The organism is Pseudoalteromonas sp. P1-11, from assembly GCF_001399995.1.
Classification (GTDB): domain Bacteria; phylum Pseudomonadota; class Gammaproteobacteria; order Enterobacterales; family Alteromonadaceae; genus Pseudoalteromonas; species Pseudoalteromonas atlantica.
In genome coordinates this window covers 325,619-345,855 of record NZ_LJSP01000001.1, presented here as the reverse complement: position 1 = coordinate 345,855, position 20,237 = coordinate 325,619, and the positions used below count along the sequence as shown (strand labels likewise).

13 protein-coding genes are annotated in these 20,237 nt (G+C 41.8%); 6 read left to right on the top strand and 7 right to left on the bottom strand.

What is annotated here, in order from left to right; genetic code table 11:
• Positions 1-41 precede the first annotated feature (41 nt).
• Genes AN390_RS01560 through AN390_RS01540 form a run of 5 tightly spaced genes read right to left on the bottom strand, consistent with a single transcriptional unit; the run spans position 42 to position 7,696 of the window.
• On the bottom strand, positions 42-1,328 hold the full coding sequence (locus tag AN390_RS01560; protein WP_055252777.1) for a HAMP domain-containing sensor histidine kinase: 1,287 nt from the start codon (positions 1,326-1,328) through the stop codon (positions 42-44).
• Positions 1,325-2,008, bottom strand: a complete 684-nt coding sequence (locus AN390_RS01555) for a response regulator transcription factor (protein WP_055252776.1) — start codon at positions 2,006-2,008, stop codon at positions 1,325-1,327. Before AN390_RS01555 ends, AN390_RS01560 begins: the two co-directional genes overlap by 4 nt.
• Positions 2,008-5,193 carry an efflux RND transporter permease subunit gene (locus tag AN390_RS01550; protein WP_055252775.1) on the bottom strand — a complete coding sequence of 1,062 codons (3,186 nt, stop codon included), beginning with the start codon at positions 5,191-5,193 and terminating at the stop codon, positions 2,008-2,010. The genes AN390_RS01555 and AN390_RS01550 overlap by 1 nt, the downstream gene beginning before the upstream one ends.
• Complete coding sequence (locus AN390_RS01545; RefSeq protein WP_055252774.1) at positions 5,193-6,338, bottom strand: efflux RND transporter periplasmic adaptor subunit; 1,146 nt, start codon at positions 6,336-6,338, stop codon at positions 5,193-5,195. The genes AN390_RS01550 and AN390_RS01545 overlap by 1 nt, the downstream gene beginning before the upstream one ends.
• On the bottom strand, positions 6,335-7,696 hold the full coding sequence (locus tag AN390_RS01540; protein ID WP_055252773.1) for a TolC family protein: 1,362 nt from the start codon (positions 7,694-7,696) through the stop codon (positions 6,335-6,337). Before AN390_RS01540 ends, AN390_RS01545 begins: the two co-directional genes overlap by 4 nt.
• 153 nt (positions 7,697-7,849) lie before the next feature.
• Here AN390_RS01540 and AN390_RS01535 point away from each other — a divergent pair, with 153 nt between their 5' ends.
• From AN390_RS01535 to AN390_RS01520, 4 genes are all read left to right on the top strand, one after another.
• A complete protein-coding gene (locus tag AN390_RS01535) occupies positions 7,850-8,542 on the top strand; it encodes a hypothetical protein (RefSeq protein ID WP_232510938.1) in 693 nt (230 codons plus the stop codon).
• Positions 8,543-8,736: 194 nt separating this feature from the next.
• Positions 8,737-11,484 (top strand): Ig-like domain-containing protein, encoded by a 2,748-nt coding sequence (locus AN390_RS01530; protein WP_055252771.1) that lies wholly within the window; start codon positions 8,737-8,739, stop codon positions 11,482-11,484.
• Between the two features lie 13 nt (positions 11,485-11,497).
• On the top strand, positions 11,498-14,176 hold the full coding sequence (locus AN390_RS01525) for a TonB-dependent receptor plug domain-containing protein (protein WP_055252770.1): 2,679 nt from the start codon (positions 11,498-11,500) through the stop codon (positions 14,174-14,176).
• Positions 14,169-15,239 (top strand): cytochrome-c peroxidase, encoded by a 1,071-nt coding sequence (locus AN390_RS01520; RefSeq protein ID WP_055252769.1) that lies wholly within the window; start codon positions 14,169-14,171, stop codon positions 15,237-15,239. Before AN390_RS01525 ends, AN390_RS01520 begins: the two co-directional genes overlap by 8 nt.
• Before the next feature lie 15 nt (positions 15,240-15,254).
• Here the strand turns inward: AN390_RS01520 and AN390_RS01515 are convergent, their stop codons facing one another.
• On the bottom strand, positions 15,255-15,782 hold the full coding sequence (locus tag AN390_RS01515) for an acyloxyacyl hydrolase (protein WP_055252901.1): 528 nt from the start codon (positions 15,780-15,782) through the stop codon (positions 15,255-15,257).
• A 167-nt stretch (positions 15,783-15,949) separates the two neighbouring features.
• Positions 15,950-17,287 carry an MATE family efflux transporter gene (locus AN390_RS01510; RefSeq protein ID WP_055252768.1) on the bottom strand — a complete coding sequence of 446 codons (1,338 nt, stop codon included), beginning with the start codon at positions 17,285-17,287 and terminating at the stop codon, positions 15,950-15,952.
• A 172-nt stretch (positions 17,288-17,459) separates the two neighbouring features.
• Between AN390_RS01510 and AN390_RS01505 the strand changes: the two genes are divergently transcribed.
• Entirely contained in the window at positions 17,460-18,356 is an 897-nt protein-coding gene (locus tag AN390_RS01505) for a LysR family transcriptional regulator (RefSeq protein ID WP_054982809.1), read from the top strand.
• 299 nt (positions 18,357-18,655) lie between these two features.
• A complete protein-coding gene (locus tag AN390_RS01500; protein WP_055252900.1) occupies positions 18,656-19,951 on the top strand; it encodes a YHYH protein in 1,296 nt (431 codons plus the stop codon).
• The last annotated feature ends 286 nt before the right edge of the window (positions 19,952-20,237 follow it).

Here is a 20,237-nt window from a genome sequence, read left to right as displayed (position 1 = left end):
TAGCGCGGTTATTAATACTTGAAACCTAATTAACCAAATAACTAACTAAAATCGACCACCACTTCATAGCGCCCTGGCATGTCGTTTACATCGTAAACCCAGCCGTGGCGTTTAATTATTTTTTCGCTTAATTGCAAGCCTAGTCCGTACCCTATACTGGCGTGTTTTGCTGAAGGTGAGCTCGCTTTAGGGGCCTCGTCCTGCTTACTACAATTAACAATAGTGACTTTACTGCCTTGCTGCGTAATATGTACTTGGCCAAATTGGGTATGTTGGTAGGCATTACGAATTAAATTAGTCAGTACAATGTGGCACGCAGTAGCATCGGTTGTAATAACACTCTCTTGTTGGGTGTCTAAAACCACCTCAACGTGCTTAGCATTAAGCAGGTAGTTAAGCTCATTACTCAGGGTCGTTATTTTATCACTAAGGTTTACAGGTTCTGGACTACTTTGCTGCTCTTCGTTGCGGCTTAGCCATAATAACGTATCGGTTAAATCGCTCATGGTTAAACCGGCGCGCTCTATACGCTCAAGTGTAAGCTGTTGTTTATCACTTAACGGGGCTTTTTCGCTCAGCCGATTGAGTAGCTCAACGTTACTGCGAATAACCGAAATTGGCGTACGCAGCTCGTGGCTGGCATAGCTTAAAAAGCGCTGCTCACGCTCTACGCTTTCATTCGCGGAAAGCAAGCTGCTGCGTATTAATGTGGCTAAAGTGTTTAGTTCGTTATATGTAAAATCGGGCGGTGTTTGCTGCAGATTAGTTTGGTTTAACGATTTAGCCCAGCCCCTTAACGACTCCACTGGCTTGGCTATTTTTTTCATTACCATAAACAAAAAAAACGCAAATAACACAATGGCAGCAATGCCTGTAATGGCAATCCATAGCATGCGTTGTTCGGGCTCTATATTAGCGAGCAATTGTGGTTTGTCTTTTTCGAGCATAATGCGCGATATATAACGCGGCTCGCCTTCGGGGCTTGGATAATACACCACAAAAAATAAATTTTGCGGCATAGAAAACATCGATGGCCTGTCTTTTGTTTTATGTAAAAGCCCCACCTCTGTTGGTTTTTTAAAACGCTGCTGAATTGACGCAGGCATGTCTTCCCAGCGGCTTGCTATATTAAAGCCCACCAGCTCTTTTGTTTCCCCTGGCTTTACTTCAGTGGTTTGCGAAAGCTTTAACATAACTCCGTTTAAGCCTTTATCTAGCCCATCAATAAAGTAATTTACACTTAAAAACGAAAAGCCAATGGCCATAGCAGAGCTAAGCACCACCATACTGGCAAAAAAGTAGAGCCTTAAACTAGGCCTTATTTTCATTGTGGTTGCCCTTCATTTGCTGTTATTGCAAAGCCCACACTAGGAATGGTTTCAAGTGTAACTTGGTGTGTGGTGGCTTCTAATTGCTTACGTAAATGATGCACATGCACTTTTAAACTGTTGCTGTCGGGCTGCTCTTCGCCCCATATAGCTTGCATAATGCTACTGCGCGTAACAGGCTGCGGCGCATGGCGTACTAAGGTTTCTAGCAATTTAAATGCAATGGGCGATAACTTTAATGTTTGCCCCTCTACATCGGCACTGCGCTTTGCTAAATCTAAATTTAAATTAGCTAAGGTGAGGCGTTTTGCCTCACCACTTTTGCGCTTTGCCAGCACTTGTACCCTCGCTACTAGCTCTTTCATGGCAAAGGGTTTTACTAAATAGTCGTCACTACCGGCGGTAAAGCCCTCTAGTTTGTTATCGAGGCTATCACGTGCGGTCAACATTAATACCGGAATATCTTTACCTTGTTCACGCAATGTTTTGCACATTGTTAAGCCGTCCATTTTGGGCATGTTTACATCTAAAATAATCATCTGATAATCATTAATTTGCAGTAAATTTAAGCCCAAAACGCCATTACTTGCATGGTCACACTCAATGTCTTCTATATCGAGGTAATCAACAATTGTTGTTGCCAGGTCTATGTCGTCTTCAACCAGTAGTACGTTTATCATTAAGAGGCAGCTCCTTGGGTGCGTTTACCACTTAAAAAGTCTAACACATTGGCAAGTAAGCGCTTAATGTCTATTTGAATCATTAATAATGCCGGAATAAGGATTAACGTAATAACCGTGGCAAACAAAATACCATAACCAAGTGATGCCGCAGCAGGGATTAAAAACTGTGCCTGCATTGAGGTTTCGCTTAATAACGGCACTAAGCCCGCATAGGTGGTAATTGAGGTAAGCATTACCGCGCGCAGGCGGCTTGTACACGACTCTACAATGGCATCGTGCGTGCTCATGCCTTCATCTTTTACCAGCTCGTTAAAGCGCGATACCAATAATAGGCTGTCGTTTACAACCACCCCACTGAGAGCCAAAATACCATTTAAAGAAAGTATGCTGATGGTTAAGTCGTTCCACCAATGGCCTAAAATAGCACCCACAATACCAAAGGGAATCGCCACCATAATCAACATAGGTTGAATGTACGATTTAAGCGGAATCGCCAGCAATACGTAAATAACTAATAGCGCGGCTATAAACATAGTGGCCATTGAGCCTGTTGTTTCGTCTTGCTCTTCGGCTTCTCCGGCAAAGTGAATACTTAAGTTAGGAAATTGCGCGTTAAGCTCAGGTACTAAATCGCGGCTTAAGTTAGCAACTAATTCGTTAGATGCCACAATGTTTTTATCTACTTGTGCGCTTAAGTAAATTGCACGTAGGCCGTCAATGCGGGTTATTTCATCTTGCTGATATTCGCTGCTTATATTGGTTACGTTAACCAAAGGTACTACAGTGCCATCGGGTAACCTAATACGCGATTGCATAATATCGGCTGGTGTTTTACGGGCGTTTTCTGGGTAACGTACACGTACTTTTACTTCGTCTTTATCACGCTGGTAACGCTGTACAATTGCTCCACCAAAAGCTTGTAAAACCTGCTCTGATAGGCTCGCCGTATCCATACCTAAAGCGCGCCCTTGTGCATTTAAGGTAAATTTAAGCTGTGGCTGACCTGGGTTTAAATTATCATCTATGCCATTAACACCAGCAGTATTTTGTAAGCGCTCTTTAAACAGTGCGCCTGCGGCCATTACGGTTTCGTCATCCCAGGCTTTTAGCTCCACTTTAAAGTTATCAACCATTTTACGTGTAGCCAATACTTGTAGCTTTTTGCTGCCCTCTGGCATACCGGCAAGGCGCTGCCATTCTTGTGCAAATTCGCTTGCAGTAAAGTCGCCCTCGTTTAATAGCTCAACACTTACCGTACCGCTAGTATCGCTACTGCTCACTAATTGTAAGCTCGTTATTTCGCTCTCTTGCGAGTCAAACTTATCCATTAAATTTTGCTGGGCTTGTAGTGCACTTTGCTCAAGCGCTAACAAGTTTTTATTAGTTTGCCCATACGCTGCATCGTTTTGCATAACAAGCTCTGCGGTTACGGTATCGCCGGCAATACTTGGGAAAAAACCTACTTTTACCGCACCGGTCATAGGCATACCAACAACCAGAATAAAAAAGGCCACAAATGCAGCAACAATGGCGTACCTAAAGCGTAACGAGTATTCAATAACACGGCGGTACACTTTATCGCTAAACCAAGTTAGGCCGCTGTCGGCGCCATGCTGCACCTTTGACCACAAGCCACTAAGGCCCGACTTTAACTGACGTTTAGTACTTACGTGGGCTAAATGCGACGGTAAAATAAGTTTTGATTCAACAACCGAAAGCAGTAAACAAATCGTCACTACGGTCGCAAACTGAGAGTAAATTTTACCTAAGTTGCCAGATACATTCGAAAGCGCAACAAACGCAGCTACCGTGGTTAATACGCCAAATATGGTGGGTACAGCCACCTTCATGGTGCCTAAAATCGTGTTATTAAGGGTGTCGCCGTGTTTTTTGCGAGTGGTGTAAATACTCTCCCCCACAACCACGGCATCGTCGACCACGATCCCCAGCGCCATAATAAAACCAAAGGTGGTCATTTCATTTATGGTCAGTGCGGTGTAGCTGTCGGTAATAAAGTACAGCGTGCCAAAAAATACAAATGGCAAGCCACCCGCAACCCATAGCGCAACGCGTACATTTAAAAATATCGCTAAAATAACAAACACCATAATAATACCGGTTACGGCATTTTTAGTAAGCAGCGATAAGCGCTCGGTGATCATGGTGCTTTTGTCGTGCCAGCTTTCAAGCTCTACATTTTGCGGTAATAAGCCGCGCTCGTGCCATGTATCAATTACGCTTTGTGCTTGCTCAACTATGGTGGTTATATCGCTATTTTCATCCATTAAAATTTCAATGCCTACGGCATTTTGTTGGTTATAACGACTTAGTGAGTTGGTATCTTCTGCGAATGTGTCGGTAACGGTTGCTACATCACCTAATTTAATTTGTGTGCCTGATTGCGTTGTAAGTAACACTATATTGGCAAAGTCGCGCTGCCAGTAAGCTTGGTCTGCCGCTTTTAGGCGCATAATTTTATTGCTATCGCGCAAGCTAGTAGAAAGCGGGCTCGATGATTCGTTGTTAATCACCTCGCTTACATCGCTAATTGTTAAACCGTAGGCTTGTAGTTTGCCTTCGTCGATTTCTACCGACATCATAGGGTCAAGCACACCCGATTGCTCTACATCGCTAATGCCCGATTTAGCTAATAAATCGGCTTTTAGTTTTTCACCTAGGTTTTGCAACGTATGACGGTCGGCATCACCAAACAATTGTAAGGTTAATGCGTGATCTTGCCTGCGCGCTTTGTCGATCACCGGCTCTTCGGCATCTGCCGGAAAGTTATTTATGGCATCAACTTGGTTTTTAACATCGGTGAGTAGCTCATCAAGCGAGTAATCGGTTTTTTTCTCAATGCTTACATGACTGCCGCTGGCATCGGATGTAGAGGTAATGCGCTTAATACCCGGTACGGTTTCAAGGGCTTCTTCTACTTTTAGGGCGATGCCTTCTTCTGCTTGTAAGGCATCGCCACTGTCGTAAACCACCGATACTGAAATAGTATCTGGCTCAAGGCTTGGAAACGCCTCTTTACGCAAAGTAGAAAGCGACATTATGCCCATAACTATTACGCTAATGAGTAATAAATTGGCGGCCACTGAGTTGTTAGCAAACCAGCTAATAATACCGTGCAAAGGGTTAGTATTATTAGGTAATTGCGGTGCTTGATGCGGGCTCATTATGGCATCTCCTCAACAATTGGGTTTACTAACATATCGTTTAAGTAGCTTACGAGTGGGCGAGCCACCACACGTAAATTAGTGTGTCCTTCAATAGGAGAGATATAAACGTAATCACCGCGCTCAAATAGTTTTTGCGCTTGAATGCTCATTAACGTGTTTTGCTCGTTTACGTACCAAATTAAGCCCTCTTGCGATACTGCTGAGGCGGGTAATTTAATTACGTTGTTAAGCGCTTTACCGGCAATTTGTACCGCTAAAAATGTACCTGGTAACAATGGTGTTGCTTGCTCAAAAGGTTTGTCTAGCGCAACCACTACACTGCGCTGGCGAGAGCTATCGTCAAGATGCTGTTCAAAACGAGCAATGTAACCTTGCCACTGATTCTGTGTTGTTACATCACTTAAAATAACCTCGCCCGACTTATCGCTTGCCAGGTTTTGCCATTGGCTTAATGAAAGCGGTACGCTAATTTCTACTTTGTCGGTGCTGTTTAATGTAGCCAGTGTATCGCCAATGCTTACGTAAGTGCCTAAATCTACATCGCGCGATAAAATAACAGCATCAAACGGCGCACTTATATGGGTGTTTTTTTCATCACGCTGCGCAGTTTGTAGTGCGTATTGGGCGTTATCGGCCGTTGCTTGGGCGGCTTCTAGCTGTAGCGTTCTAAATACTAAAGGTGAGCTTGGCGCTTGTGTTACACCCGAGCGCTGCCATTCACGCTTTGCTTGGTTTCCTAAGTCTTGCTCTTCTTGTAGGGCAAGTTTGGCATCTGCCAATGTGGCTTTAGCGCTCGCGACTGCTTGTAAGTATTCGGTGTTATCTATTTGTGCAAGCACTTGGCCCTTTTTAACTACATTACCGGTAGCAAATTGCTCGCTCATATTCGTTATTTCGCCCTTAACTTGTGCTTTTAAGCTAAGCGCCCAGTGTGCTTTAGCCTCACCGTGGCCGCTAACATAGGCTTGATACGTACTTGGCACAGCATTTATAACCGATACATTGGGTGCCACAGATTTAGCCAGCTCAGGCTTTGGGCCATTTGCTTGCTGCGCCATTTTTTGGCCGTTATATGAAATAGCAAGCCCTATACAAACAATGGCAACAAGAGTTACAACAACAGGTACTGGCGAAATTTTCATGACGATACTCCAAGGCCCAAGGCAAGGCCTAAATCTATACGGTTAGTTAAAAGGGTGTAATTTATTTGGCTAAGCTGAGCTTGTAGGTCGTACACCTGCTGCTGCACGGTGAGTAGGTCTAAAATATCAACCAAACCTTGCTGGTATTTGCTTTGGTAGTTGCTATAACTGCGCTTAGCACTGGCAAGCGCTTTACTAATTTGTAGCTGCTGCTGTGTTAATGATTGATCTTGACCTAGTGCGTTTTCTACTTCGTTTACGGCGCTAAGTAGCGTGTCTTGGTATTCCCAAAAGGCTTGTTCGGCATTTAATTTTGCAATATCAACTTGTGCACGAAGTGCCCCGCCTTGAAACAATGGCGCACTTAAACTGCCTAATAAGTTCCAAACTGGGCTGGTTAATAATACTTGGCTGGGTGTAGTTGCTAAATCGCTAAGCGATGCCGAAAGCGTAATGCTTGGCAGTAAATCTTTGTAAGCTACATCCACTAAATAACGTTTAGATTGAATATTGTAATAGGCACTTTGTAAATCGGGGCGACGCGCTAAATCTTGCTCTGGTAGCGCGCTTAGCGGCTCAATTACCTCAGGTAAAACAGAGGTGGTAGGTAAGTTTTCAAGTTTATCAACGCCCACTAATAATACTAAAGCACGTTTAGCTTGCGCTATTTGTTCTTGATAATCGGCAATAGTGGCTCGGGTTGAAGCGGTATTTGTACGCGCGGTATCAAGGGCTTCTAAATCACCTAAGCCGTATTGGTAACGCTCAACAATACTTTGCTCGTTATTTTCTAAAACCGTTAAGCGCTGCTGCTCTATGTTAAGTAAATCTTGCTGCAAAATAATGTTTAAATACGTGCGCATCACGCTGGCTACTAAGGTGTCTTTAGCGCCTTGGTAAGTGGCCTGATTACTGGCTATGGTCATGTCTTGCGCGGCTACTTTATCAGCAATTTTTTGCCATACGTCGGCCTCCCAGCTAACCCCTAGTGATGAGCTGTACTGTGTGCCAGTTGTTTCGTTGCGCTGAGCGTCAAAATCGGCATCTACACTAAACCACTGGCTTGCTGCGGTAACATCGCGCTGCGCATAAGCAAGTTTTAGCGCCACATGCACTTGGTTAAATGAAGGGTTATTTGCAACGGCTTGGTTAATAAGCGAATCAAGCCCCGCTATATTCACTAAATCAGTGATATAACTTACCTCGGTTGCATCATCTTGTGTGTATTGCCAATTTGCATGCTGCTTTAGCGATTGCTCGGTGCTATTACCTGTATAGCTTGGCTGGCTACTACACGCAGCAAGCGTGCAGCTAAGTGCAAGCAATAAAACCGTTGAGCGCTTTTTAAAATAAACCATTTAACTGTGCCTAATTTACATCATTACACACAGTGTATTAGGGCAAGGGTTAAGGATGGGTTAAAAGGGGTTAACTTACTTAAGACAAATTAGTATTTGCCTCGTTTAGCCAAATTACGTAGCCTTTGGCAAAAATACTCACTTAAAACTCAAATGCATAAATTAATTTTTACCCTTTTTTTAATACTCCCCACGTTATTGCAGGCTCAAGTAACCTTAAGTGATAAAACCATTATATACAGTGGCCAAATCAACAAACAAAATAACAATACGGCAGCTGAGCTTTTAAAAACTAACCCTACAATTAATACATTTACGATTACCAGCGGCGGCGGAAACATTGATTTAGGGATGGATTTAGCCGAATTAATTTTGGCGCATAAGCTAACGGTAAACATAAAGCAGTTTTGCTTTTCGTCGTGTGCAAATTATGTGTTGCTTGCTGGCCACCCTACTACAATTGAGCCCAATACAATTATTGGCTGGCATGGGGATGCAGCCTCAGCTAAGTGGTTAGATAGTGATATTGATGCCATGGTAAAGCACTTAAAAGAGCCACAAAAAAGCCAAAAGTGGCAAACATTACGCGCCCATTACGATGAGGTAATTGCTAAAGCAAGCTTGCGCGAAAAAGCCTTTTACACAAAGCTAAATGTAAATCACGACCTACTCACCGTAGGGCTAAAACCCAGTTTACGCAGTGCCGCCATAAAGCAACGTGCACGTGGCTGGACGTACTCACCTAAGGTGCTTAACTATTTTGGAATTAGCAATATTAGCTATAATAATTGGCAACCTCGTTCAGTTAAAAACTTTCCGCTGCTTATTATTAGCGACTTAAACTAACAACCATCCTCCTCTTTACTAATCTCATTTTTACTCACAATAAAGCCCTGTTAATAGCAGGGTTTGGTGTTTTAGCTGCCTTATAAGTACTTTATGGATACTCACTATTAATATGACAAATACTTTACACACTTTAAAATCTAATTGATATGCGTTATCATTCGCAACATCATTAACTTTTAATATTAACAATAATGAACAAGCTAATTAAATTTACCCCAATATTATGCGCGCTTGCGTTGGCAGGCTGTGGCGGTGGCTCTGGTAATACTGCTCCACAGTTTTCTCAACCTAATTTAAGTTTTACTGTAAACGAAGACACCACTTTTTCAGGCCAAGTAACAGCCACCGACGACGAGGCACTTAGCTACACATTAGCAAACGCGCCAAGTAATGGGACGATAGCGATAGAAGCAAATGGTGAGTTTACGTATACGCCTAACGCCGATTTTTTTGGTAGCGATAGTGCTTCAATTTCAGCTAGCGATGGTTCTCTTAGTTCAAATGTAACGCTAAACTTTACGGTCGAAAATGTTAATGATACGCCGGTATTACAAACAACAAACGTATTTGTTACCTCATCATCAACAACAGAGGGGACTATTAATGTAGTTGATCCCGATGGAGATGAAATAACATTTACGCTGGTAACCTCCCCTGAAAGTGGTGTAATTACAATAAACGAAAGCACGGGCGAGTTTATCTTTGAAGCGCAAACATTAAATTCAGTTAATGAAGCATTCGTAATAAGCTATACGGATGGCGTAATTGATGAACCAATTACGGCCAGTATTACACTAAGCCCTTCTTATGTAACAAATGAAGACAAACGTAATTTTTACTACAGCTCTAGTAAATCACACTTAAAACAAGCCGATATTGTAAACGAAAGCATTAACGATGAAATTTCACGTTATACCGTATACCAAGTTCAAGCAGCGGCGTATGCACGTGCTGGGTTTTTAGATACAGCCGAAGACTATTTATTACTCATTAACGAGCAAACAGCTCTTGCTGGAGGCCTAAGAGATGTAGGTGTTGCGTTAGATAGCATCAATGAAATAGAGCAAGGTGCACAATATCGCTCACGCGCCTTAGCCGCTTACAACCAATATTTAGCTGAAAAAGGGTTTGAAAACATCAACCGTAACGATGCAGCCTGGTTACTTGGTTTAGTAAATGATTATATGGATGTTGGTCAAACCGATGAAGCAGAAACACTGCTGGAAACTATTAACAGTTATGCAGAGATAGTACGTGAAGAGCAATATTCAACAACATATGGTTACTTCCAAACAGCATTTAAAAATGCAGCCGAAGGTGCATTAGATGTATATGCTGCAAACCCAACTGATGCCAATCAACTCACAGCACAAACTTTTGCTACTGCACTAGTAAATATTTCAAGTAACACAGGTTACCAAATTCAAGGTGGTAGTGGCGAGTATGCGGGTGAAAAAGTAGAGAAACTAAGAGCGCTTTATACTGCATGGGCAGCTGAGGTTTTATTTCGAGCCAACTCGCTTGAACTAGCCCGTGAATACGTAAACCTAGCGCTGTCGTTTTATGGTGTAACGGGCATAGATAGCAACTATGACTTTGCTGCTTCAGAATACACTGAGGCCAATTTAGGTACTTATACCTATCCACTACAAACTCTAGCCGGATTACTAGAAGGCCTTTATGACCTCGAAGAAAACCCTGCGTTTGCATTACTTTCATCTGATTTTGATATCAGTGGTGCTAAACAAATTATGTACAGTTTTAGTATAACTAAAAGCATTATAGCGGGTTCATCTGTAGCTGATGCAACGGCTGAAGCCTTCACCTATTTTACAGAGGAAAGTGATTACAATGAGTTTTTTAGAAGTCTAACCAAAACATCAAATAACGCGGGCACAGCACAAGTTCTACATCAGTTTGGCTTTACAGAACAGGCTAAAGACGTATTAACTTATGCTGGTGAGTTTATTTCATCTGACGAGTACATAAGTGCAGAGTCATCTGCTTCTTTCTTAGCGGGTTCTAATGGATGTGGTTTACTGGTTAGCATTAGCGAAGAAATTGGCGCAGATTCTGCAGCTGCCGCAAATCGCTGTTTAACCATGTTAAATAAACTAAATACAGGCACATTACGAACTTTAACCGACACTTCTGCAATTACTGTTCATAACAATGTAATGGTATCACTTGACCGCGGTGGTTTGACTGACGAGATTGCCGCAGTAAATACGCAATTACTAAGTAAAATTAGTGTATTAGATGACATTGAAGTTCGGTTTGAGTACAGCTTAGAAACATTAGGTTATTTAGTCGATGCTGGTTTTACTGATTTAGCCTTAACTACATTTAATAGTGCGATAGCTGAAGTAAACGAAAATTTAAGCACGTTAACAAGCGACCAATTGCTGGATATACTTGAAGCCCTTAAAAAAGAAACGGTCTCACTTAGTGCTCCAACAACTGGCTTTTGGGAACGTTACAGCATGCTTTCTAGCATGGGGGCTAATGCCGGCAGTATTACTGACTTTGCCAGCACTTACAGTAGTGTGAAAACACAAACCTCAGCACTTCTCGCTGATATTGAAACGCTTATTTTAGCGCAAGCCGATACTGTCATTATTGAAGCTATGGAAGATTTAGTCGAAGCACATACCTTACTTGACGAATACGAGCAAGCAACAGCGCTTGTCACTAATGATGTGAACGGTGAAGCCGACCAACTTGACCTTTACACCACAATGGCTGAATTAATTGCAAGCAAAGATGACTTTAGAGATAACCGTGTTGCCAGTGTTGATACTGATAACGATGGGCTTCCAAACTTCTTCTTAGCAAATGTAACTGATGAAGATATTGCCGCTTCGGGTTTAACAGCCGATGAAGATGCTGACAACGATGGTATTGCTGATAGCGAAGACAGCACTCCAATTGGCAACTAAATAAGAGAAAACAATGCAGACACGTTATATTTATGCGTGTCTGTTTTTGCTTGCCCATAATTCATATGGTGCGACCGAGCAAAAACAGACCCCTCCCCCACCTGAAGATTGCAGCACACTCACTGATGAAAAAAAAAGTTTATGTGAAGCTATCGAACACATTGAAGTTAAAGGCCAATTTATAGGGATAGAAGTTCCTGAAGTTATTGGTCGTTCGTATTTAGACCGCAGTTTTATTGATGCAACAGCCAAAGGGAATGGCGACATAAATGAGCTAATTGCACTTTTACCAGGCGTACAATTAAGCAATGAGGCATTAAGCATTGAAAGCTTAGCAGAGATAAGTGCGCCAGAAATATCCATCTCAGGTGCCCAGCCTTGGCAAACAGGTTTTTCACTTGATGGTATGAACTACAATAATCGTATTGATCCCGCCAGTAGTAGCCGCTTAACATCATCAAGTAATGACGTGTCAGGCGGTGTGCAAAGCATGAATGTAAACTCTGATGTAGTTGAGTCTATTACTGTTTATGACCATAACATTCCGGCTGAATTTGGTGGCTTTTCTGGCGGTGTGGTTGATACCAAAACAAAAGAAACGTTTGGCAAAGATAGTTTTAGTTTTACTGTACGCGGGAATCACAGTGATTGGGCTGATTATCATTATATTCAAGCCGACAATGAAACTGAGCAAAGTAGTACAGATGAAGCAGAATTAGAGGCTCCAGTATACGAAAAAATAAGCTATTCATTGAGCGGTAAAAAGCAACTTAATAAACGCCACGGTGTGATGTTTAGTTTAAATTACCTTAACAGTGATATAAGTGACTTATCACTGGGGCAAACAAAAACCCAAAGCCGCCGTAACATTAACGCTATATTTAAATATGGTTATAAGAACGGCTGGGTTGATAATTTTACGATAAGTATGATCTATTCTCCCTACGAGGTGAATGGTTTTATTACTGATGCACTTGATAGTGACTATCAGTTAGAAGGTGGCGCATATGGTAGCGCAATACAATTAAAGCAAGATTTTAAATATGTAACATGGGCAAGTAATTTAAGCTTTAACATAAGTGATAGTAGCCGAGATGGCCCAGCGCATTTTTATAATTGGCTACAAACAAAAGGAAAAGACTGGGGACAATACGCTAACCAAGGCGATGCAGACGAACGCTTTTCACGCCAAGGTGGTTATGGCGCGTTAGATAACCGCCAATTCACCACCAATTGGAAAAATACATTTAATCTAGAAACTTTTAAATTTTTAGGGTTAACCCACTCAGTTGTGGCTGGTGCAGAAATTAAATATCAGCAAATAGAACGTGAGCGCTTTCAAGATGGCTATAACTACAGTTCGCCTGTTATATGGTCTAGTGCTAGTACACCACTTAATTGCAGTGGTTATTCACTTGATTGTCAAGCACTCGAAACCCTCATCCCTATAGAAAAATTAGCTGAGCAATTAGGCGGTGAGATTGACTTTAACAACTCGGAACACGTCACCGCATACAGTAATAATATAACTACTACAGCGCAATTTTTTAATGGCCGAACTGTTAGCCCTGCTGAATACATAGATGTAAATTTAAATCGCAACGCACTCTACGTTACCGACCATATTAACTACGGCAAACTGGATGTGAATTTAGGTATGCGCTACAGCTATGATGACTTTTTACAAAACCATGATGTAGCACCGCGAATTTCAATAGGGTACGACGTATTTGATAATAAAAAAACCATTATTAGTGCCGGCCTAAGCCGATATTACGACTCCGCTATTATCAGTTATAAAATTAAAGAACAACAACAGTTTTCTTATCTACAATATAGGCCTATCGAAAGTGGCTACTTACAAAACTGGTTAGATTCAAATTACACTGGCAGCTTTAAATATCGTTTTAATGACGTTGATACCCCTTACGATGATGAATTTGCACTGGGTATCGCTCACGCATTTGAGACAATTGGTAATATTTCTTTAAAATACGTAAAGCGAAAAAAACATCAGCAGTTCTCTCGCACAACCTCAGACGAAACAGATCTTGATGGGTACACTTATATTGATATTAGTAATGAAGGAACGGGAAGTTCAGAACGTATTTCACTAGCATGGAGCGCTCAATTTGGTGCCCATTCTGTATGGGCAAATACATCGTATGCCGAAAACGAAATATCAAATGACAATTATAATGCAACCGTAGATAACACCCCACTCGATGAACTAGTTTACTATGTTAATGCAAAAGATGAAGGTTCACTGGTCACGTTGAGTCAACTATCTCAGATACGAACTAATTTTGGAGCACCTATCACAGCAGCCTTAGGCTGGAACGTAGATTGGGTCGATTCATTTAGCACTGGATTAAATATCTCATATTCAGGTAGCTACGATACAGCTGTAAGTACAGGAGGAAGCGAAAGTATAGATATAGAAGATGTCTGTGCTAGCTGTCCAGTTGTTTCCACTCTATTTGATGTTTATCAGGAACAGACTATACGTGCTAGAACAATGCTAAACCTAAGTTTAAAATACAAACATAAACTGACCAGCAACCAAAGCTTAGAGTTACGTGCTGATATTTCTAATTTATTAAATACGAGAACGTATACAGTAGCAGAGGGCGCATCAGGTATTGAGCCTGGTCGAGTATTTTGGTTAGGGCTGAGCTACAAATATGATTAAAGTTATTTTTGTAGCCCTTGCTGTATTCTTATTTACGGCTGATTCTAAAGCTTTAAACAATAAAGACTTACGTGCTTTGTATAGTAAAGGCCAAGCTCATTGGCCTGCTATTCAAACCAGTGACGGAAGAAGCGTTGAGCCCATGTCGCTTTTGCCTGTAGCATCGCCTAAACCGGAGCATGTTGCACTAGGCGATAAGCTTTTTCATGATGTGCAGCTTTCACGTAATAATACTGTTAGCTGCGCCACCTGCCATGAACGCGACAAAGGCTTTCATGATGGCCGTACAACCGCCATAGGCATTGACGAGCAAATAGGCACGCGTAACACCCCCGCTATTTTTGGTATTGATCAATGGCAACATTTTTTTTGGGATGGACGCGCAAGCACCGCAGAACAACAAGCACTTATGCCAATAGAAAACCCGATTGAAATGGACTTAGCTCCAAAAATAGCTTTAGCCCGAGTAAATAAAGATAAGAGTTACCGTGCATTTAATAAAAGCGCTTTTAATAGCAGCACGTTAACCACCGAGCAAATGGCAAAAGCCTTAGTCGCGTTTGAGCGCACACTATCAGCTCCAAATACTCGCTTTAAACTTTTTATTTTAAGAGTAAAAAGCAGTCCGAAGAAAGCTGTAATGCAACTATCTGATAATGAACTAAACGGCCTACATTTATTTAGAACTAAAGCTAAATGTATGACATGCCATAATGGCCCCCTACTAAGTGATAACAAATTTCACAACACTGGACTCCATTACTACGGCCGACACTTTGAAGATAAGGGCCGCTTTGATGCCACAAATAACCCTGATCATATAGGACAATTTAGAACTCCTTCATTACTAGGTTTAGCAATAAGTTTTCCATGGATGCATAACGGGTTATTTGAAGATTTAACAGGCATCGTGAGTATGTATAACCATGGCGGGGCTAGACCAAGACCACGAAAAAACCAACTAAACGACCCACACTTCCCTAAAACCACCGACCTGCTTATAAAGCTTAATTTAACCAAGCAAGAAAAAGCAGACCTAGTGGCATTTTTACGCATATTATAAATAGTAAGCTACTCACTAAAGTGCGCGTGAGTAGCTTAGCGATATAAAATCGAGGCCTGGGTTGGGCTTTTTAATACCAGCGTTTGAATAATGAAAATACTTAAGTGACACGCTATGTTGCTCAGCCTCACCAAATTTCATGGCAATGCCTAGGCGGTCTTCAAACTGGTAATGTGTGCTTATGTTTTTTCCCGCAAATTTGGTGTCATCTAATAAGCTTAAACCAATACCAAACTCGGCAAAAACGCGGTTCCCAGCCACACTGCCAATAGGATAAAAAATAACAGGCGAAAGCGATAAGCCTAAATTAGCGTCATAGCGTTTTGGGTCATCGTATTCAAAAAAGTTGGCATTGGCTTCTAGGTAAATCTCTAGCTCTTCAAAGCCTTCTATTTGGTAATCTAAGGCATATTGATAAGCCACCTTAATCCCTCGCACGTCTCCTTCACCTTGAATATAGCTCATCGAAAAGTAATCTTGTGCAGCCGTTGCAGCGCCTGCGTATAGCGTTATAGCTATTAAAAACAATTTATAAAGTTTCATGTTATTCACCTCAAGCAGCTCTATTTTTATTGCAATTGCTTGACCTAAACACAGCAAATTTAGCTGCTATAGATTAAGCAATGATTCAATGAGGTGCATACTAATTGCATTTAACTATTTTGATAATTGCAATTTAAGTGGAATAACTTTCTTCAATATATTGATAATTAAACAGTGCTTGAGCGCACGCTAACGTGTGTTGTTAATCGCTTATATTGCTGCTTAAAAAGCTTCCAACCCACAATACCCGACAAGGTATTACCGCATGCCATACCGATAAATAACCCTGTTAAACCGTAAAAATACGAGCCTAACCAAAGTAGTGGTAAGTAACACAAAAATAGCCGCAATATGGAGATAAATAAGGCCGTGGTCGCAAAGCCCAGCGCGTTACATACCGATACCGTGATCATACATACACCCAAAGCCGCGTAGCTCAGGGGCACAAATGCAAAGTAATCTGTTAGGTTAGCTACTATTTCACTATTATTGCTAAGCGCATTTGCAAGCGGGTTAGCCACACCTAGCATAATAACCGCTAATAAAATTTGTATGCCAATTACAAAACCGCACGCAAGTTTTACTACGCTTAATATTTGCCTAAGCTCGCCCCGCCCTTTTAAATTTCCAACAATGGGGGGCAGCGCCATGGTAAGCGCTAAAATTAAAATAATCGCAATATATTCAATACGGTTTGCAAGCCCCCAAGCTGCTACAGCAAACCCACCATACACGGCAATCAATGCCGTTACTATCATGGCTGAAATAGGCGGAATAAACTGTGAAAGTAAAGCCGGCGCCATCATTTTGGCAATGGCTTTTATTGCCTGCTCGGTGCGGTTTTTTAAAACGTCAAAGGTTACAAGTTCTCGTTTAATAAGCGTGTAAAACACCACTACTAAGCCTATTGAAAAAGCAACACAGCTTGCCCATGCAGCACCCGCTAACTCCATATCAAAGGTAAACATAAACAATGGATCGAGCGCTATATTTAACACGCTGATTAGCACCATAATTCGCCCAGGCAATAAGGTTTCGTTATGAGCACGGCAAATGCTGTAACCAAAATAAAGCAGCGCTCCAAGCCAGCAGCTTATTAGCCAAGGCAACCAGTAAAGCTCAGTTAAATTAAATAACGAAGGCGTTGCACCCAGCGCTAAAATTATAGGCTGCTGAAAAAGCCACAACGCCAAGCACAATAGCGTTACTATTACGGTGCCAATAAGTACGATTAAACTACCTAAGTAGCGTGCGTAGTGAACTTTATTTTCCCCAAGTGCAGTAGAAATGGTCGCAGTTGCCGCAATACCTAAGCCTACTTGTACTCCCACAATTACCTGAAAAATAGCAATACTAAAGGCAACTACAGCGAGCGGCTCAGCGCCTAGCTTAGCAATAAAAATACTATCAACCAGCTGGCTTCCCATAATAGAAAACAAGCCAACCAACATAGGCCAGGTTTGCTTAAATAAATACTTTAAAAGTAATGATGTATTACGGCTCATAAGGCAGGCTCACTCTAAACTTAAAAATTTAAACGAGAAAAATACCGAAAAAAAAGGCGCTTATAGTAAGCGCCACAGGAAAAGTCACAATGAATAAGCTGCTAGTATATTTACACAACTAAGTATTGATAATATAGTTGTTTAAATAATCAGTTTATTGAAAAATTTGATAATGAACATTGCCCATTTAAATCTGTTTGTCAGAATCGCAACAACACATAATATTAGCTTAGCTGGCAAGGAGTTAGGTTTGTCGGCCGCGGTTTCTAGTGCCCAAATGAATAAGCTTGAAGAAACGCTCGGCGTTAAACTTATTCATCGTACAACCCGAAAAGTATCGCTAACCGAAGAGGGCCAAGCTTTTTTACCCCACGCCGAGGAAGTGCTTGCCAATGTTGAAATGGCACGCGCCTCGGTAGGTATAGGCAGTGTAACTCCACAAGGAAAATTGCGCATTACCGCCCCTGCTTCGTTCGGGCGTATGCATATTATTCCTGCATTGGCTGGATTTATTGAGCAATACCCCGACCTGACAATTGATTTACGCTTAAGCGATAGCATTATTGATATGGTCGGCGGTGGTTTTGATATTGCAATACGCGACGCCGCCCTAAACGACTCAACCCTAATTGCTCGAAAAGTTGCCCGCGATAAACGCTTAATTTGCGCATCGCCTAATTACCTTGCAAAACACGGCGCCCCAACAACACCGCAAGATTTAAAAAATCATACTTGTGTTAATTTACATGGGTTAACTACGTGGTCGTTTATTACACCCGAGGGCACACAAAACATTAAAACCAATAACGTATTACAAGCTGACAACGGTGAAGCGGTGCGCGATGCGTGCGTGCAAGGCCTAGGTATTACGTTAATGTCGAGCTGGTGTGCCTATAAAAAACTACAAAGTGGTGAGCTGATACAAATTTTACAAGACTACCCACTTGCATCCGACACCGCTATTTGGAGTGTTTACCCAAGTTCGCGTTTATTAGCGCCAAAAGTAAGGGCCTTTATAGACTACTTTAGCGGCTACTTTGGTGACGAACCCTACTGGGAAAAAATATAATTATTTAACCGTAAAATATAAAAGCACAAACCTAGGTTTGTGCTTTTTGCGTTTTAAATATATGGAGCTTTATTGGTAAACCTTGGGCAAGTAAAAACAGCAGTTGCTAACTTGTACTTTTATACTTCGTATTTAATCGTGTAAGTTTATTAAATAACTTAATAACAACTCCCAATAATGTTAATTAAAAGCTAGCCATGCATTTTAAACATATCAATAACTCTTTTAAAACTTTCATTTTATTTGCACAATTTATTGCCATACTAAAACCTTCGTATATAAATCGTTTTGGGGTAAGTATGAGAACAATTAAACGAAGTCGTTTAAAAGCGCCTAGCGTTAACACTACAAAAACTAAGCTCGCATTTTGCCTGCTTAGTGCCACGGTACTTTTAACTGCATGTGGCGAGCAGATAAAAAGCGAAAGTACACCTGCCTCCCCAGAAGCTAAAAGCGCTAAAAACACGCTTATTAATACCGATGAATTTAATATTAAAGCCATGGTAAAGCTGCCACAAACTGTAGAGTGTACGCTTGAAAACGGCTTACAAACTCAGTGTGCTCAAGTGGTTTTAAAATATCAGCCCGACAACATTGAAGTCGGCCCTTTTTGCCCAGAAACACTCGACGACGTAGGTGGTATTTGGGATTGGGATGGCACCGATGCGGGGCTATATAGGTTAGATAAAGCATTTTTAACCATGCTTAACGAGCAAGGTTTTACCTTTTACGATGAAGACGGCAACGTGCATATTGTTGATAACGCGACCATTCGCCCAACAGTTGATCATGCATGTATTAATGTATCGGTAGATAAAAGCGTAGAAATTACCGCCCTTTTACCACTGCACCCTGTTATGTCTGAGCAATCAACAGCGCTGGGCACTGTATCTAAAGTGGGTATAGCGCTTGCGGGTGTGCCTATTTTTTCGGATGCGCCAAGTGTGCAACATACTGGTAATTTACCCGCGCTTGATACCTGCGCAGGCCATATTGATCCGGGCGGTTGGTACCACTACCACGGCACCGCCAGTGATATAGACAGCGTATATAAACACGAACATGTAAACGCCAACTGTAATAATTTAGCGCAAAAGCCAAGCGCCCTATTTGGTTATGGCTTTGATGGCTACCCAATTTACGGAAGCCAAGAAATTGATGGTACATCCCCAACCGAGCTTGATAGCTGTAATGGCCACACAGGCCCCGCAGGCGAAAGCGGCATAGTTACTTACCACTACCATGCAAGTAATACATTCCCTAACTTACCTAAGTGCTTAAAAGGCGTGGTTGCACAAAATAATTTTACGACCACAGCACAAGCGGGTGTAGGCGCTAAGCCACCTGAAGGCACTAAAATAACTCGCCATGAACCACCTGGTGGCGGTGGCCCAAAAGCGGGTGGCCCTAACGGCGGCATGTCGCCACCGGGGTTTGCTGAGGCAGCTAACAAACTAGGCGTTAGCGAAAAAGTGCTTATGCAAGCAATGCAAAAAGCCGGCGGCCCTAATGCCGATTTAACGGTTGTAGCAAAGGCACTTAACGTAACACCGGAGCAGCTAAAAGCCGCCTTACCAGAAAAACCTAAACGCTAATTAACCTGAACTCTGGTTAGAGATTTACTAACATATTGAACCATAATGATATTTAAGTTTATTTTCTCTAACCAGAAACTTTCAGTGAAAATAAGGCAAATTTACGCGTCAATCGCTGGCCTATTGCAAGTAAGTTAAACGCGGTTTGCACTGAAAATAGCTGCCCGAGATAGATTTATTATCCAAATTCAGGCTAATTATAAATTACGTCAAGCGTTAAAAGCACTTGCCGTAACAATTAGTTACGCAACTTATAGCCTATAAAAGTTCCTAAAATCGTCAAAAA

Bases quoted from the DNA above. Each gene is read 5' to 3' on its own strand.
- AN390_RS01535 (WP_232510938.1), top strand. From the start codon at position 7,850: ATGCATAAATTAATTTTTACCCTTTTTTTAATACTCCCCACGTTATTG.
- AN390_RS01505 (WP_054982809.1), top strand. From the start codon at position 17,460: ATGAACATTGCCCATTTAAATCTGTTTGTCAGAATCGCAACAACACAT.
- AN390_RS01550 (WP_055252775.1), bottom strand. From the start codon at position 5,193: ATGAGCCCGCATCAAGCACCGCAATTACCTAATAATACTAACCCTTTG.
- AN390_RS01500 (WP_055252900.1), top strand. From the start codon at position 18,656: ATGAGAACAATTAAACGAAGTCGTTTAAAAGCGCCTAGCGTTAACACT.
- AN390_RS01515 (WP_055252901.1), bottom strand. From the start codon at position 15,782: ATGAAACTTTATAAATTGTTTTTAATAGCTATAACGCTATACGCAGGC.
- AN390_RS01510 (WP_055252768.1), bottom strand. From the start codon at position 17,287: ATGAGCCGTAATACATCATTACTTTTAAAGTATTTATTTAAGCAAACC.
- AN390_RS01525 (WP_055252770.1), top strand. From the start codon at position 11,498: ATGCAGACACGTTATATTTATGCGTGTCTGTTTTTGCTTGCCCATAAT.
- AN390_RS01540 (WP_055252773.1), bottom strand. From the start codon at position 7,696: ATGGTTTATTTTAAAAAGCGCTCAACGGTTTTATTGCTTGCACTTAGC.
- AN390_RS01545 (WP_055252774.1), bottom strand. From the start codon at position 6,338: ATGAAAATTTCGCCAGTACCTGTTGTTGTAACTCTTGTTGCCATTGTT.
- AN390_RS01560 (WP_055252777.1), bottom strand. From the start codon at position 1,328: ATGAAAATAAGGCCTAGTTTAAGGCTCTACTTTTTTGCCAGTATGGTG.
- AN390_RS01555 (WP_055252776.1), bottom strand. From the start codon at position 2,008: ATGATAAACGTACTACTGGTTGAAGACGACATAGACCTGGCAACAACA.
- AN390_RS01530 (WP_055252771.1), top strand. From the start codon at position 8,737: ATGAACAAGCTAATTAAATTTACCCCAATATTATGCGCGCTTGCGTTG.
- AN390_RS01520 (WP_055252769.1), top strand. From the start codon at position 14,169: ATGATTAAAGTTATTTTTGTAGCCCTTGCTGTATTCTTATTTACGGCT.